Raw genomic sequence first — 15,031 nt, forward strand, 5'->3', positions numbered from 1 at the left:
TTAAAAATTTAACCATCAAGAAGGATGGTTTCTAATAATTTTACCACATGACCTATTGAAACTATATAGTCTACATTATTTTCTTCTATTGCAATTTTTGGCATTCCAAATACTACTGAGCTTTTTTCATCTTGTGCAATAGTTACTCCTCCAGCTTTTTTAATATCTCCAATTTCTCTAGAACCGTCATTTCCCATTCCAGTCATTATGAGAGCTATGGCTTTCTCTTTTACATTTTCTGATATTGATTTAAATAGTACTCCTATGGAAGGTTTATGTCCGTTAACATTTGCTGCATCAAAAACTTCTATTTGATAATTATCATTTATTTTGTTTATTTTTGTGTGATATCCTCCAGAACTTATATATATGCATCCTTTTTGAAGTATTTCATTATTTTTTGTTTCTTTTACAGTTAAGTTACAAATTTTATTAAGATTGTTTGCAAATTCTGTAGTAAATCCTTTTGGCATATGTTGAACAATTACTATTGGGATAGGGAAGTTTTTGGAAATTTCTGATAAAATGATTTTTAATGCCGCAGGACCTCCTGTGGATATTCCAATAACAACCATTTCAAATTTTCTATTTTTAAGTTTTTTAAAATCTTGGTCATTTATTATTTGTTTTTGATTAAGATTTGTTATTATGTATTTAGTGTTTGTTGTTTTTAAATTATGTTCTCTTATGTCTATTATTTGTGGGTCATTTTTTTTGTCTTTTTCATTTTGTGACACTGTATATCTTTCTGTTGTAGAGTTAATATTAGTTATGATTTTGTTTTTTATACTCTTATTTCCATAAATTATAAGTAAATCAATAATTTTGTCTTTTATTTTATCTAATTTACTATCAATTTTTATTATGAAGTCATCAGCACCTTGCAGTAGAGCATTTATTGCAAGGTCTTTGTTAGACGATAGTATAATGACAGGAATTTTATTATTGATATTTTGCTTTTTTTCTATGAGGGAAATTTCTTTTATAGTTTCTTTTTCTAAGCCGAGTAATATTACATCTGGGTCTTGTTTTAATTTTTTCAATGCAAAGTCTGTATTGGCTGCAGTTGCAATAACTTTAAGTTTTGGTGAGGAATTTATTATATCCGATATAGCTTTTCTATTAACAGACGAAGAATCAATAATGAGCACGTAAATTTTTATTCTCATTTTCTATTTGCTCCTATAGGTCTGCTTGCATGAAATTATAGTTTGTATTTGTTTTGAAATGAAAGTTTTTTTTCATTAGTAACACTCTCATCATCCTTTTCATATATTATGGCCCAAGGTGTCTTTAAGAATTTGAAAGGAAGATTTAAACCAAAGAGTGATTCTGAATGTCCGATAAATAAGTAACTTTTCATAGCCATAGAAGAATAAAATTTTTTCAAGACTTTAATTTGTGATTTTTCGTCGAAATATATGAGTACATTTCTACAAAATATAACGTCTATATTAGAAAATCCACTTTCAAAATTTAAATTATGATAATCAAATCGTATGTGTTTTTTTATGTCATTTACTACCCTATAACCATCCATGTGAGATGTGATGTATTTTTTATACTCTGCTGGAATATGTTCACATTGTTGGCTAGAGTAATGTCCGTCTTTTGCTATCATTAACGATTTTAAACTTAGATCAGAAGCTATAATGATAAAGTCAAAATTTTCTGGAATATGGTACTTAAGAACAAATGCTAATGAGTATGGTTCTTCTCCCGTTGAACATCCTGCAGACCATATAACAATTCTATTTTTATTTCCTTTTGTTTTGATATTTATTAATTGTGGTATTATGAATTTTTCAAAAGTTTTAAAATGGGCTTCATTTCTGAAAAATCTTGTTAAGTTTGTAGTAACTAGATCTAAAAAATATTCTTTTTTAAATTTGTCTGAAATTATTAATTCGTATAGTTGTTGTGGTGTATTGATATTTTGAAGTTCATGTATTGCGTCGTTAATTCTACTTTTTAATACAATTTTATTTTTTTCATCAAAACGGATACCGCTATTATCATATATAAAATTACAGAATTTTGTTAAAAGTTCATCATTAATGTTTAGCATCTATAAAGTCCAATTTTATGAATTTTCTTAATAATAGTATTACTTAACCATTGTAAATTTCTAGTGGGTTTATATATTTTTTTCAAAATAATTGTACAATTAGTATTAGTGAATTTACTTTAAATATTAGTTTAAGGGATAAATTTGTGAATAAGTATTTATTATTTTTTATCTTGATTTTAATGCTAGTAGCTTGTGCTAGCAAAAGGAGAAATTTAATGGAAGAGCATGGAATATTTGCGTTAATTGATACAAACAAAGGTACTATGAAAATTAAGCTTTATTATAAAATTGCTCCTTTGACTGTAATGAATTTTATTGGTCTTAGTGAAGGTCTTATTGAAAATTCTGTTACAAATCAACCTTATTTTGATAATCTTATTTTTCATAGAGTTGTTGATGAGTTTGTTATTCAAACAGGTGATCCTACTGGTACTGGTACTGGAGGTCCTGGTTATATGTTTCCTGATGAATTTACTAAAGGTGTGAGTCATAATGAGGTAGGCGTTGTTTCTATGGCTAATGCAGGTCCTGATACTAATGGAAGTCAGTTTTTTATTACTCTTAAAGATAATCTTACATATCTTGATTTTAAGCATTCAATTTTTGGCAAGGTGATTGAGGGAATGGATACAGCGAGGAGCATAAGTCGTGGAGATAAAATAGAGAGAGTAAGGATAATTCGTGTTGGAGATGATGCAAATTCTTTTAAAGTTAATAATGAAGAATTTTTAAAATTAAAGAGTAGTTATGAAGCAAAAAAATTAAAAGAGTATGAGAAACATATGGCTTGGCAATTTGAAATAATTGATCGAGATTGCAAAGATTTTGAAAAAGATGAAAGTGGTATTTTATATAAGGTAATAAAACAGGGAAATGGTAAATGTGCTAAGAATGGTGATATTGTAAGAGTAGATTATGAGGGTTTTTTGTTAACTGGATTTAAATTTGATAGCTCTCTTGAGAGGGGTAATATAATGGAGTTTGAACTTGGTAGTGGGAGAGTGATTAAAGGTTGGGAGATAATGTTGTCAAATATGTGTGAAGGGGACGAGAGAGTTATAATAATTCCACCAAATCTTGCTTATGGAGATAGAGATTTTACCAGTATGATAAAAGCAAATTCTTTTTTAAAATTTAATATTATTTTAAGGAAAGTTAATTAATGTTCAATCAAGTTTTTTTTGATGAAAATATTAAATATGAATTTTATAGAAAATTTTTTCATATCTCGACTTTAGCATTTTTATTATTATATAAGGTGAATTTGTGGGTAGGTTTTGTTGCGAGCTTATTTTTTATGGTTATTTACTTAATATTAGAATTATTAAGAGTCATGAAAAAAAAATTATTTTTTTTAGAAAATATATCAAAAATATTGGTGAAAACTAGAGAAGTACCTTTTTGTAAAATATATCTCTCTCCAATATTTTTAATAGTCAGTATGTTTTGTACTTATTTTTTTATAGCAAAACCTTTTAGTTATATTGGAATATTTTCTGCATGTATTGGAGATGGGCTTGCAAGTCTTTTTGGTAAGCTTATTCCATCTTTTAAACTTGTAAATAATAAAACGTTTGCAGGAAGCATTTCTGTTTTTATTGTTGCTTTTATAGTGTGCTATTATTTTGTTCCCAATTTTGTCATGGCGTTAATTGTTGGCATAGGAGCTATGCTTGTTGAACTGTTTGATTTTGCAAAATACGATAATTTGTTTTTGCCTGTAGGGGTTGCAACTTTATCTTTTTTGTTGCTAACTTGAATTTATTGATCTTGTTTTTATAGCCAATAAAAAAAGAGTTTGCCTGATTCTTGTAAGTATATTGGTACTCCTATTGAAATTGGTATAAATGCATAGGGTATTTCTATCAAATTTAAATAAGTTCCTAATACTATTAATGATGTTGATACAAATAGTAGCGAATAACTTAAATTTTTTTTCCTTAAACATGCTACCAGAAAGTTCATTAATATTAGTATTAGGAATAAATAGATGTATAACTTATTATTTTTAATTGGAGAGAAAAAGTCGTTTGTATGTTGATAAGCATTAATAGGTATTAAATAGCTATAAATCATTGAGAAAGTAAAAATTAAATAAATGGTATAAGTTATTGATTTTATTTGAAAATCACATATGTATAGACTTAAAAAGAATAAATTTAGTAATGAAAATGTGACTATTAAGTGATAAAATTTCATGAAAGAATATAGTTCTAGGCTCAATGTATTGCTTAAAAGGTAATATTTAAAAATTGTAATGGGTTCAATTATATAAAAACAAATAAAACAATAAAAAAATACGAATTGTATATTGTTTGTTCTCTTGTAATTTATATATGTCCAAATGGATCCTATGATGCCAATGTTAAATATAAAAAATTTGTTGACCAAAGCTAATGAATTTGTATTGTATATTTTACTAAGATAATTATAGAAGTTTATGCTGGTATTTAGGTAATAAATAAATATTGATATAACAATTATTCCTAGACTGACGGTCGTTAATAAAAAGAAATTTAATTTTGAAAATAATGTTTTCATTTAAGTTCCCAAGAAGATATATCTTTTTGCATTTTGATTATTTTTTTTATTTTAGCATCAAGTTTTGCAAAAAAATCTATTTGTGTTTTCTTTTCAATTGAATTTACGTTCACAACGTAATTTTTTAAATCTGTATCTTTGGCTTTTTCATTTGGAATAATAAAAGCCACAATTTCATAATTATTACTCTTGTTGTTTAAGGATAATACGATTTTATAAAAGTTTTTTGGAATTAAAATTTTGTTTTCCCCAATAAATCCTTTGTTTTCCGTCAAGATTCCTGCGCTAATAATATAAATTTTGTCTTTTGAAATAGCCCATCTTCTAACTTTTTGTTCAAGTTTAGACCAAATTCCTGAGTTAAATGAACTGTTTTGTGGAGAAATGTTTGATAAAAAATAAGTTTCTATCATAGCCTCTTTAGAAAAAGACATATCAGCAGAACTAACAATATGTCCTCTATCATATCCGCTGTGTAAGTAATCACTTAATTTTGGTGCAATTCCTTTGATATCTGGATCTTCAAAAAATTTTTTACTTCGAGTGATTTTTTTTTCTTTAACTAAGATTAAAGCTAATTCAACCATTTCTCTTTTTAATTGGTAAGCTACCCATTCTGATTGTCTTGCCTGCTCAGCATATCCTAAGGAATAATATTTTTTGTGTAATACTTGGGTAGTAAGATATCCCTGTGGTAAGAGATGTTCTTCTTGTAGTTTTATTGGAATTTGAGGTCTATAAAGTCTATTTTTAATGTCTTCTAAACAATTTGAAGCTATTTCTTTTATTTTATTGACGATTTTTGGGTTTTGATGTAGGAATAAAAATCCTATTAAAATTGATATGTAGAGAATAATTAAGATTTTTGACTTTTTTTTCATTGATTTTTTCCTTTTTTATTTTTTAGATTATATCTAATACCAAAGTTAAATGAAACATGAAAAGTGTCAAGGAATAGACATTCAACTTTTGAGTATATATTAAGGTAAGAAATAGATTCTTTTGTAGAAAATTCAAAAAATATATATGGTTCTATTACATAAGGTATTTTATTATAAAACCTAAAATTTCCTATTAAATTTGTTGATAGGTAAAATCGTCCTCCGACACCCATACTAGTAGATAAGTATTTTAGTTTTTGAAAGAAATTAATGATATTCCAATTTATTCCTATACCAATATAAGTACTTGAGAATTGGATTTTTTTAGATACATTGTAATCTTCAATCATTAAAATCATACAAACAGCCATAAAATCAAGATTATTTGTGGCGAATGTATAATAGGGTCTAAATATTATGTGATTGTTTTCTGCATTGAGAAAGAATCCTGTTCCAAGTCCTATACCTGTTGCATAGATAAAACCTCTGTTTATTGAGAATATACTATTTTTATTTTTTTCTGCTTTTTCTTTTAAAGGTAAATTTTTTTTATTGATTTCATCTTTTTTTTGTGTTTTTTCATTTAAAGTTTTATTTTCTTTATTTTTTATCTCATTATTTAATGAATATAAGTTAATACATGATAATAATAAGCAATAGTAGATTATTTTTTTCATAATTAAATTAGTTTAAATAATATACAATTATTTACAAATAAAGAAGTGTTAGTAATATGGGGAATACAAATTTAATCTTTGTACTGTGATAAAATTAATTCAAGTACTTAGGAGGTTTAAGGTTATGTTTTTGGATTTTTTAAAAAAGGAGCTTATTTTTGTATCGTCCACAATATGTTCTAAAGATGAAGCACTTAATTTTTTAGTGGAAGAAGTAAGTAAGAAAGGTTATACAAATGATAAATCAGTATTTATGCAAGGATTGCTTGATAGAGAAAATATTGGTGATACATCTTGGGAAAATGGGGTTGCTGTTCCTCATTTTATAGGAGATGTTGTTAGTGTCAGTTTTATTTCATTGCTTTATATAAAAGGTAATGGTATAAAGTGGTCTGATGATAATCCTCCTGTTAATTTAATATTTTTAATTTGTATGTCAAAGGAACAACATGGTACTGGGCATATTAAGTCAATAGCTTTTATAGCCAGATTATTTGAAAATGATGATTTTAAAAATTTTTTAAAAAATGGAAATAATTCTGATGAAATTTATTCTTATATAAAAAATGTTGAAAATAATTATTTAGAGAGTGATTTTAGTATTTCTAGGACAGAGAGTATACTGGCTGTATGTGCTTGTCCTGTAGGAATTGCACATACATATATTGCTGCTAAAAAGCTTGAAGTTGAAGCTAAAAGACAGGGATATAGCATTAAAATTGAGACTCAGGGTTCTATTGGTATTGATAATCCTTTAAGAAAAGAGGATATTGAGGCTGCTGATGTTGTAATACTTGCAGTAGATAAAGATGTTGATGAGTTAAGATTTGATGGAAAGCGAGTTTATAAGATTTCGACTGCAAGGGCTATTAACGATGTAGAGAATGTTATTAAAGAAGCATTTAGTGCCCCAGTTTTAACATTTAAAGGTATGAATACTTTAAATGTTAATTCTAATAATAGTAAATCTGGCTTTTATAAATATTTAATGAGTGGCGTTTCTCCTATGGTGCCAATTGTAGCTAGTGGTGGTATTTTAATAGCCTTTGGCATATCTCTTGCAGGGGTTGGTTCTGGTGGGCCAAATTTTGAGCAATATCCTTTTTATAAGACAATTACAGATATTGGTGGTGTGGCTTTTAGTATGATGTTGCCAGTACTTGCGGGATTTATTGCAATGTCGATTGCTGATAAGCCAGGTCTTGCGCCAGGTCTTGTGGGAGGAGTTCTTGCCAGAGACGTTAAAGCAGGATTTTTAGGAGCCATACTCGTAGGGTTTATGGCAGGTTTTATTGCAAGATGGCTAGCAAGAAGACAAATACCTGAATGGCTTAGGCCTATAATGCCTATATTTGTAATTCCTTTAATAAGTACTGTTATTATTGGATTTTTTATGATTTATGGAGGTGTTTATATTGCCCAATTTATGGGACTTCTTGAAAATGGTCTTAAGGAACTTCAAAGTAATTCAGATGCTCATGGTATTATAGGAAAGTTGTTACTTGGGGCAGTACTTGGTGCTATGGTATCAATTGATATGGGAGGACCTTTTAATAAAGTTGCATTTCTTTTTGGTGTTGGTATGATTCCTAGTGTGCCACAAATAATGGGTATGGTTGCATCAGCTATTCCTGTTGCTCCTATGGCTATGGGACTTGCTACTTTGATTATGCCAAAATTATTTGAAGAGGAAGAGAGAGAGTCGGGGAAAATATCATTTTTGATTTCTTTTATTGGTATTAGTGAAGGTGCTATTCCTTTTGCTGCCAGTGATCCTGCAAGAGTGTTGCCTTCGATAGTGCTTGGGGGTGCTGTTTCAAGCATTATTGCAGCATTTTGGGGGGTTGCAGATCATGCTCCGCATGGGGGTCCAATAGTTTTACCTGTTGTTGATCATAAATTTGGATTTCTTATTGCAATAGCTGTTGGTGTTGCGGTGGCAACAAGTGTGGTTATTTTTTTGAAATCTTTAAAGGTTAAGGTATCTAAATGAGTATTGATAATATATTTTTGATGAAAAATGAGATTAAGGAGTATGATTGGGGTGGATCTAGTTTCATCCCTTCCCTTTTGGGACAAAAAGAAGATGGTTTACCAAAAGCTGAAATGTGGCTTGGTGCACATAAAACATTTTCTAGTAAAATATTAGTTGATGGTCAATATGTTTCTCTTTTTGATTTTTTAAAAAGACATAAAGAGCTCTTAGGTTTTGGGAGTGAATTGTCATTTTTATTTAAAATTCTCTCAGTTTATAAACCTTTGTCAATTCAAATACATCCTTCAAAAGATATTGCTTTAAAAGGCTTTGCACTTGAAAATAATAAAAAAATAATTATTGATGATTCTAAGAGAATTTATAAGGATGAAAATCCTAAAGTAGAACTTGTTTATGCTTTGAGTGATTTTTATGCTCTTAAAGGTTTTTTGTCACTTGATGACATTAACCATATTTACAGAAGTTTAGGATTGGATTTTAATTTTATGACGCATGAATCGTTTGTAAAAACCTTATTTGATTTACACGAATTTGAGATTGAAAATATTATTGATAAAGTGTTAGGTAATTTAAATTTTATAGACGAATTTAGAGCTTTTTGGTTTAATGAAATTTATAAAATTTATGGTATGGATATTGGTCTTTTGGTATTTTTGGGAATGTATATTTTTAAATTAAAAACAGGTGAAGTTATTTATACTGAAAGTCGAGAAGTGCATGCTTATCTTAAAGGTGAATGCATTGAACTTATGACTAATTCTGATAATGTCATTAGAGCAGGTTTTACAACTAAACATATTGACAAAGATGAAATGTTGAAGGTTGGGAAATTTGAAGAAGGAGTTTTTTCATTGTTAAAGAGTGAAAATATTGATGGTTGTGATATATTTAAGTTGCCAGGTACCAATTTAAGTTTATTTCACAAATGTATAAATGGAGATAGCTACTTTGAAAGGGTTGGTGTTATGATATTGTTAGTTATAAAAGGAGAAGTTCAGCTTAATAATAGAATTTCTCTTAAGATGGGAGAGAGTGTGTTTATAGGGAATTGTGATTGTAATAAGGAATTGTCAATTTATGGTAATGGAGAAATCTTTATTGCGCTTTCTTTGTAGTTAAGGAATTGATTTTTTAATTTTAAGAAAAGATATTTAATAATTTATATAAGCATTTTAATAAATCCAATTGCAAAAAATTTAAATCTCATGCCTTCAAATACTATTTTTGGTTCTGTTAAAAATATTGTTGGGCCAAGTGTGGGGTAAATTTTAAATCCTAATGATAAATTTTTGATGATTTTATATTCTATTGATAAAGGTAGTCTAGTTACTATTGCTATTCTGTCATAAGGGGATGGTTTTTTAGAACTAGGAGAAGTTAAATTTGCTTGAGACCAGTCTACTCCAATGCCAAATCCCCCTCCTATTATTAGAGATTTTCCTATTAGTTGTCTGAAAATTAAATCAATGGCAATTAAATTATAGGGTTTAAAGTTTATTGTATTGAAGTATAAAAAGCTACCATATCCAAAATCTATGTCTACGTATGGCACTGAGATCAATAGGTTTATAAGAGGATTTCCGGTTCCTGTTCCTGCTGCAAATGAGTAAGCATTTTTATATTTTTTATTATTGTTTGCAGTATGATGTGGTTTAGGTTTTTCAGGTTCTATTTTAGGTTTTTCAGGTTCTATTTTAGGTTTTTCAGGTTCTATTTTAGGTTTTTCAGGTTCTATTTTGGGTTTTTCAGGTTCTATTTTGGGTTTTTTAGGGACAACAGGTTTGTCATTTGTAGTGCATATAGTTCCATCCTTTTTTTGTTTACATTCTATAAAATACATACTATTGGATTGCGAAAAGGCAGGATTGTATAGGTTGAATATTAACAATAATGTAAGTATTTTTTTTGTATTTTTTCCCATGAATGTTCCTTTGTACAGTTGTTTTATATGTATATTTTTATGAATCCAAAACCAAAAAATCCAAATCTTATTCCTTCCATTGATGTGGGATTAAATATCATTGTGACACCAATTGTTGTAATAGCTTTAAAACCTATGAAAACATTTTTTAAAAAACCATATTCCAATATAATGGGAAGTCTAATTGTAAAGCCCAATCTATTGTTGGATGAAGTTAATGAAAACTCTTCTTGTTTATTTTGTTCATTATTATTTTGTTGTGTTATATTGGAGGCATCTTGTTCATTTGGTTTTACTTGAGATAGGTCAATGCCTATGCCAAGTCCGCCAGTGAGTGTTGTATTGTGATAGACTTCTTCTTTAAATACAATATCAGTGCCAAGAACAATATAAGGTATAAAATTGTTGGGATGCAGTCCATTAAAGCCCCCATATCCAAAATCTACATCTACATAAGGAAAATTGATTATGATATTGGTTATAGGATTTCCAATACCAAATCCTATGCCAAATGTATTAGATGGATAGGAACTTTTTTTGGAATGCTGTTTGTTTAATACTCTATTTAGAGCTTCTGGATCAATGGTTGTTGCAATAGATGAACTTATGGTTAAAAAAATCATAAGTATTGTTAATTGTGTTTTCATGAATTTTCCTCCAACTTGTGTTTGATTAGATTTGTATAATTTTTAAAATTATATTTCATAAAATATAAGATGTTTATGTTTTCGTTTATCGTCGATATTATTATGATTTTATATATTGCGTACATTTTTGATATTAAGATTTTGTCCATATCAGCATTTTTTTGATGATTGTAAATTATGAAAATCAGAATCATTTTTGTATATATTGCTAAGTGATATCAGATTTTTATTAAGTTTTAAAATGTAATATCTTAATAAGTTGAGATTGTAAATAACATTTGATTTTGATTTTTGAGCATTATTAGATGTAACACTATTTATGTTATTATTAGATTTATTTTTTATCGTAAATTTTTGGCATAACATTATAGTTAAATTTGTAAACATTTTACTACATATTTTTTTTAGACATCTATTGTAATATACAAACATATTTTATAGCTTATAAAAATAAATATTACAGCAAAGATTTATATTAAAAATATGTTTGACATATTTTTAATATAAATATAAATTTAAGTATAGATTTTACTTATGATTTGATGAGATTGTTTTTAGTTATTTTCCGTAATTATAAGATAGGTTTTTAATGTAAAATTTTTATTAAATATTTTATATTTCATTATTGATTAAAATTATGGTATTTATAAAAGTCAAAAAACTTAGAGAATATTGATCTTGGAATTAATATATATGATATCCTTTATTATAAAAAGTAGATCTTTTGCTTTTAAGTTCAAATTATATTGTGTCTTTATAGTTAAGTTTTAAATTTTTAGGGAAGGTGCGGTTTATGGGTGATTTTATTGCTTCAAGAGAAGAGGAATTTTCTAAATGGTATTTGGATATAGTACAAAAGGCAAAACTTGTTGATTATACTCCTGTTAAGGGTTGTATGGTTATTATGCCTTATGGATATGCTATTTGGGAGAGAATTCAGAGTATCATTGATAATAAGTTTAAAGAGAGTGGACATGAGAATGCATATTTTCCATTGCTTATTCCTTATGAATTTTTAGAGAGAGAAAAAGAGCATGTTAAGGGATTCTCTCCAGAACTTGCTGTTGTAACAACAGCTGGAGGTGAAGAATTGAGAGAACCTTTAGTTTTAAGACCTACTTCTGAGACAATTATTTGGAATATGTATAGTAAATGGATAAAATCTTATAGAGATTTACCTATTAAAATAAATCAATGGGCAAATATTATTCGTTGGGAGAAAAGGACAAAGCCATTTCTTCGTACCACTGAGTTTTTGTGGCAAGAAGGACATACTGCTCATGAAACTTCTAATGAGGCTCAAGAGGAAGCTTTGTTTATTTTAAATCTTTATAAAAAATTTGTTGAAGATTATTTGGCTATTCCTGTATTTTATGGTAAGAAGACAGAAAGAGAAAAATTTGCAGGTGCTGTATCTACTTATACAATTGAAGCGTTAATGCAAGATAAAAAGGCTTTGCAAGCAGGAACATCACATTATTTGGGATTGAATTTTGCCAAAGCTTTTGATGTTAAATTTCAAAATAAAAACGGTGAGATGAGTTATGTTTTTGCCACTAGTTGGGGTGTTTCAACTAGGTTAATTGGGGCATTGATTATGGTTCATGCTGATTCTAAAGGTTTAATTTTACCTCCTAAGATAGCACCAATCGAAATTATTATTGTTCCTATTTTTAAAAAAGATGATGATATTAATAAAAAAATTCTTGAGTATGCGACTACTATTTTTGATATTTTAGTAAAGGGAAAGTTTAGGGTTGAGATTGATAAAGATTTTAAGAATTCACCAGGATTTAGATTTGCTGCTTCAGAATTTAAGGGGATTCCAATACGAATTGAGATAGGTTCTAATGATATTTTGATGGATTGTGTCACTGTTGCAAGAAGAGATAGAGATAAAAATTCTAAGTATCAAGTGTCATTTAAGGATTTATTACCTAAAATAAAAGAGGAACTTGAGACTATGCAATGTGAATTATTTAATAAAGCGTTAGAGTTTAGAAATTTAAATACTAAAGAGATTATTGGTTTTAAAGAGAATGATTATAGTTTTTTTAAGACTTATATTAACGATAATTTAGGATTTGTACTCTCTTCATGGTGTGGAAATGAAGTTTGTGAAGAAAATATTAAAAATGATACAAAGGCTACGATACGATGTATTCCAGAAGATTTGCAAGATAAATCTTTAGACAATGTAACTTGTATTTATTGCAATACATTAGCCAAGCATTTTGTTTTATTTGCAAGGGCTTATTAAATTTTTATTTTTTGAGTTTAATACATTAAGTATATTTTGATTCATTAAAGTCTATTATTTGCATTATTGCAATGCTGGAGGTAAAATCGATCATTATAGCTAGTGATGTTAGAATTGGAAGTATTGGTATGATGTTGGAGTAGCTAAGTTCAATTCCTTTTGTATAAGTTGAGCATAGCATTGTAATTATGTAAATAAGACTATTAGGAATGTGTGGAAATGCAAAAATAGAGATGAATGCTAATATACTCATGTAGCTTATTTCGTAGATTGTTATAGGTAAACTAGAGTAGGATTTTAAAATAATAAAAAAAGAAATTGTTGAAATGAAAATTGTTCCAAATTTAGATATAAAGTTTATTATTGGTATGTTTATAATTATGGATTTTTTTATATTTATTTTTTCATTTTTAATGTTTTCTATTAAAAGAGAATAGGGAGCATAAGTATCCATTGTTAGGCCCGCAAATATTATATTGTGTAGAGATGTTAATATATTTTTGTACGATAATTTGAAATTTCTAGTTAATCGGTAACTAATCATTGGAATTATTATTAGAATGATGATTCCTGTCCATAATGATAAAAAAATTATGCTATTTATATAATATTGATAGTTTTTGAAATTTTTTAAGTTAACAGCATATGCTGCTGTTATAAAAATAATTCCAAATTGGGATATTTTAACAATAATATTGTTTGTATTATAAAAAAGATTGGATATGCTTAAGAGAAGTTCTTTTACGATTCTTCCTTTTTGTTTTGCGTAATAAAAACTGGTGCCAATAATGATTGAAATTAAATAAATGTTTAAAAGATTTGGATTACTATTTGTAAATATGGTAAAAATATTTTTTGGAAAGAATGTTTCAAGAAATATTTTTTTGTCAAATAAATATTGGTTTTGAATATTTTTATCTAATATTGGAATTCTTTGTGGTAGATGTATTGTTGACACAGCTATGGATATTATTACTCCTGAAATATTAATTAAAATTCCATAATAGATTATTTTGCCAAATAACCTTTTGAATTTCTTATTTTCTATAATGTTTTCTATGCCAAGTGGAATTGCAAATGTTAAAAAAGGAATTAAGGAGAAATAAGTTAACCTTATGAAAATATGTGAGAGTGCATTATAAGTTTCAGATGGTAGAAATAATCCAAATAATATGCCAATGGGGATGGTGAGAAAAAATTTTATTTTTTCATTCATATATTGTTCCTTTTTGAATTTGCAAAATCACAATTAATAGTATAATAAATTTTACTAAATTTTTTGTAAATATAAATTTGATATTGCATTTTCCTATCATTAATATATATCAATACATATGTTATATGTGAGAAAATTTATATGGTGTACATTTATATTATTTTATATCTTTTAAAGATATTTATTATGTTTTGATTTGTTGATTTTTTAATTTCTTTTTTGTATTCATCGCTGATATAAACATTTTTTTTAAGCAATAATTCAATCAAATTGATGTTTTCAATTTCTATTGCAGCTTGTATAGGTGTTTTTCCATTCTTAAGAGTTAGGCTTAAATCAGCCCCTTGTTCTTTTAAAAGGTTAAATATTTTTTCATTGTTAAGATATATTGCCCAAAATATTGGTGAATATTTTGTTTCATCTATTTTGTTGATTTTAATACCATAGTCTATGAGTATTTTGGTAGTTTCAAAATCATTGTTAATTATTGCAATTGATAAAGGAGATATTTTATACCTAAAGTTTATCTGGGCAGAGAGATTTAGAGCTATTAGAGTACCTTTTATATTTTGGAAATATACTGATGTAATTAAAAACTCATTTTTTATTTTTTGTAATTCTTGTAAGATATTTTTATTATTTATATCTATTGATTCTATCAGTTTGTCTAACTTTTCTTTATGTGTTGTGTATTCTTGGCTATTAAAATTATAAACTGTTTTTGATAGCTTTTTTATTATTTTTATAGTTTCATTTGCATGTAGGGATGTAATAAGTTGTGTTAAGAGTATTATAAATATTATTTTCATTAATTTCGACCT

At 27.2% G+C, this 15,031-nt stretch carries 14 protein-coding genes; 5 read left to right on the top strand and 9 right to left on the bottom strand.

Features of this window, described 5'->3' with window-relative positions; translation table 11 throughout:
- Window positions 1-8 precede the first annotated feature (8 nt).
- Both cheB and U880_RS0107400 read right to left on the bottom strand, forming a co-directional pair.
- Complete coding sequence (cheB, locus tag U880_RS0107395; protein WP_024655401.1) at window positions 9-1,169, bottom strand: chemotaxis protein CheB; 1,161 nt, start codon at window positions 1,167-1,169, stop codon at window positions 9-11.
- Between the two features lie 35 nt (window positions 1,170-1,204).
- Window positions 1,205-2,068, bottom strand: coding sequence for a CheR family methyltransferase (locus U880_RS0107400; protein WP_024655402.1), 864 nt, complete (start codon window positions 2,066-2,068; stop codon window positions 1,205-1,207).
- Window positions 2,069-2,286: 218 nt separating this feature from the next.
- Between U880_RS0107400 and U880_RS0107405 the strand changes: the two genes are divergently transcribed.
- Entirely contained in the window at window positions 2,287-3,234 is a 948-nt protein-coding gene (locus U880_RS0107405; RefSeq protein ID WP_235048042.1) for a peptidylprolyl isomerase, read from the top strand.
- On the top strand, window positions 3,234-3,830 hold the full coding sequence (locus U880_RS0107410; RefSeq protein WP_024655404.1) for a diacylglycerol/polyprenol kinase family protein: 597 nt from the start codon (window positions 3,234-3,236) through the stop codon (window positions 3,828-3,830). Before U880_RS0107405 ends, U880_RS0107410 begins: the two co-directional genes overlap by 1 nt.
- A gap of 17 nt (window positions 3,831-3,847) precedes the next feature.
- On the opposite strand, the gene U880_RS11975 is transcribed toward U880_RS0107410, so the two are convergent.
- From U880_RS11975 to U880_RS0107420, 3 genes are read right to left on the bottom strand one after another with little or no spacing between them, the layout of a single operon-like run.
- Window positions 3,848-4,612, bottom strand: a complete 765-nt coding sequence (locus U880_RS11975; RefSeq protein ID WP_084543233.1) for a hypothetical protein — start codon at window positions 4,610-4,612, stop codon at window positions 3,848-3,850.
- Window positions 4,609-5,493 carry a DNA/RNA non-specific endonuclease gene (locus tag U880_RS0107415; protein WP_024655405.1) on the bottom strand — a complete coding sequence of 295 codons (885 nt, stop codon included), beginning with the start codon at window positions 5,491-5,493 and terminating at the stop codon, window positions 4,609-4,611. Before U880_RS0107415 ends, U880_RS11975 begins: the two co-directional genes overlap by 4 nt.
- Complete coding sequence (locus tag U880_RS0107420; RefSeq protein ID WP_024655406.1) at window positions 5,490-6,170, bottom strand: hypothetical protein; 681 nt, start codon at window positions 6,168-6,170, stop codon at window positions 5,490-5,492. Before U880_RS0107420 ends, U880_RS0107415 begins: the two co-directional genes overlap by 4 nt.
- Window positions 6,171-6,294: 124 nt before the next feature.
- On the opposite strand from U880_RS0107420, the gene U880_RS10960 reads away from it, so the two are divergent.
- A complete protein-coding gene (locus U880_RS10960; protein ID WP_024655407.1) occupies window positions 6,295-8,163 on the top strand; it encodes a fructose-specific PTS transporter subunit EIIC in 1,869 nt (622 codons plus the stop codon).
- Window positions 8,160-9,281, top strand: coding sequence for a mannose-6-phosphate isomerase, class I (manA, locus tag U880_RS0107430; RefSeq protein WP_024655408.1), 1,122 nt, complete (start codon window positions 8,160-8,162; stop codon window positions 9,279-9,281). The genes U880_RS10960 and manA overlap by 4 nt, the downstream gene beginning before the upstream one ends.
- A 44-nt stretch (window positions 9,282-9,325) precedes the next feature.
- Here manA and U880_RS0107435 read toward each other — a convergent pair whose 3' ends face one another.
- Window positions 9,326-10,087 carry a BAPKO_0422 family outer member beta-barrel protein gene (locus U880_RS0107435; protein WP_024655409.1) on the bottom strand — a complete coding sequence of 254 codons (762 nt, stop codon included), beginning with the start codon at window positions 10,085-10,087 and terminating at the stop codon, window positions 9,326-9,328.
- A 23-nt stretch (window positions 10,088-10,110) separates the two neighbouring features.
- Window positions 10,111-10,734, bottom strand: a complete 624-nt coding sequence (locus tag U880_RS0107440; protein WP_024655410.1) for a BAPKO_0422 family outer member beta-barrel protein — start codon at window positions 10,732-10,734, stop codon at window positions 10,111-10,113.
- Between the two features lie 793 nt (window positions 10,735-11,527).
- Between U880_RS0107440 and proS the strand changes: the two genes are divergently transcribed.
- Window positions 11,528-12,994: a proline--tRNA ligase gene (gene proS / locus U880_RS0107445; RefSeq protein ID WP_024655411.1), complete on the top strand. Its 1,467-nt coding sequence runs from the start codon at window positions 11,528-11,530 to the stop codon at window positions 12,992-12,994.
- 25 nt (window positions 12,995-13,019) lie between these two features.
- Here proS and U880_RS0107450 read toward each other — a convergent pair whose 3' ends face one another.
- Together U880_RS0107450 and U880_RS0107455 are read right to left on the bottom strand one after the other, a co-directional pair.
- The gene (locus U880_RS0107450; protein WP_024655412.1) at window positions 13,020-14,210 is read right to left on the bottom strand and encodes a dicarboxylate/amino acid:cation symporter; all 1,191 of its coding nucleotides are present in this window, start codon (window positions 14,208-14,210) and stop codon (window positions 13,020-13,022) included.
- A 152-nt stretch (window positions 14,211-14,362) separates the two neighbouring features.
- Window positions 14,363-15,019: an ankyrin repeat domain-containing protein gene (locus tag U880_RS0107455; protein WP_024655413.1), complete on the bottom strand. Its 657-nt coding sequence runs from the start codon at window positions 15,017-15,019 to the stop codon at window positions 14,363-14,365.
- Between the last annotated feature and the right edge of the window lie 12 nt (window positions 15,020-15,031).

Origin of the sequence: Borrelia hispanica CRI (assembly GCF_000500065.1) — a bacterium.
Classification (GTDB): Bacteria; Spirochaetota; Spirochaetia; order Borreliales; family Borreliaceae; genus Borrelia; species Borrelia hispanica.

What these genes read in the sequence shown, in the direction of transcription:
- cheB (WP_024655401.1), bottom strand. Translation starts at nt 1,169, where the DNA reads ATGAGAATAAAAATTTACGTGCTCATTATTGATTCTTCGTCTGTTAAT.
- U880_RS0107400 (WP_024655402.1), bottom strand. Translation starts at nt 2,068, where the DNA reads ATGCTAAACATTAATGATGAACTTTTAACAAAATTCTGTAATTTTATA.
- U880_RS0107405 (WP_235048042.1), top strand. Translation starts at nt 2,287, where the DNA reads ATGGAAGAGCATGGAATATTTGCGTTAATTGATACAAACAAAGGTACT.
- U880_RS0107410 (WP_024655404.1), top strand. Translation starts at nt 3,234, where the DNA reads ATGTTCAATCAAGTTTTTTTTGATGAAAATATTAAATATGAATTTTAT.
- U880_RS11975 (WP_084543233.1), bottom strand. Translation starts at nt 4,612, where the DNA reads ATGAAAACATTATTTTCAAAATTAAATTTCTTTTTATTAACGACCGTC.
- U880_RS0107415 (WP_024655405.1), bottom strand. Translation starts at nt 5,493, where the DNA reads ATGAAAAAAAAGTCAAAAATCTTAATTATTCTCTACATATCAATTTTA.
- U880_RS0107420 (WP_024655406.1), bottom strand. Translation starts at nt 6,170, where the DNA reads ATGAAAAAAATAATCTACTATTGCTTATTATTATCATGTATTAACTTA.
- U880_RS10960 (WP_024655407.1), top strand. Translation starts at nt 6,295, where the DNA reads ATGTTTTTGGATTTTTTAAAAAAGGAGCTTATTTTTGTATCGTCCACA.
- manA (WP_024655408.1), top strand. Translation starts at nt 8,160, where the DNA reads ATGAGTATTGATAATATATTTTTGATGAAAAATGAGATTAAGGAGTAT.
- U880_RS0107435 (WP_024655409.1), bottom strand. Translation starts at nt 10,087, where the DNA reads ATGGGAAAAAATACAAAAAAAATACTTACATTATTGTTAATATTCAAC.
- U880_RS0107440 (WP_024655410.1), bottom strand. Translation starts at nt 10,734, where the DNA reads ATGAAAACACAATTAACAATACTTATGATTTTTTTAACCATAAGTTCA.
- proS (WP_024655411.1), top strand. Translation starts at nt 11,528, where the DNA reads ATGGGTGATTTTATTGCTTCAAGAGAAGAGGAATTTTCTAAATGGTAT.
- U880_RS0107450 (WP_024655412.1), bottom strand. Translation starts at nt 14,210, where the DNA reads ATGAATGAAAAAATAAAATTTTTTCTCACCATCCCCATTGGCATATTA.
- U880_RS0107455 (WP_024655413.1), bottom strand. Translation starts at nt 15,019, where the DNA reads ATGAAAATAATATTTATAATACTCTTAACACAACTTATTACATCCCTA.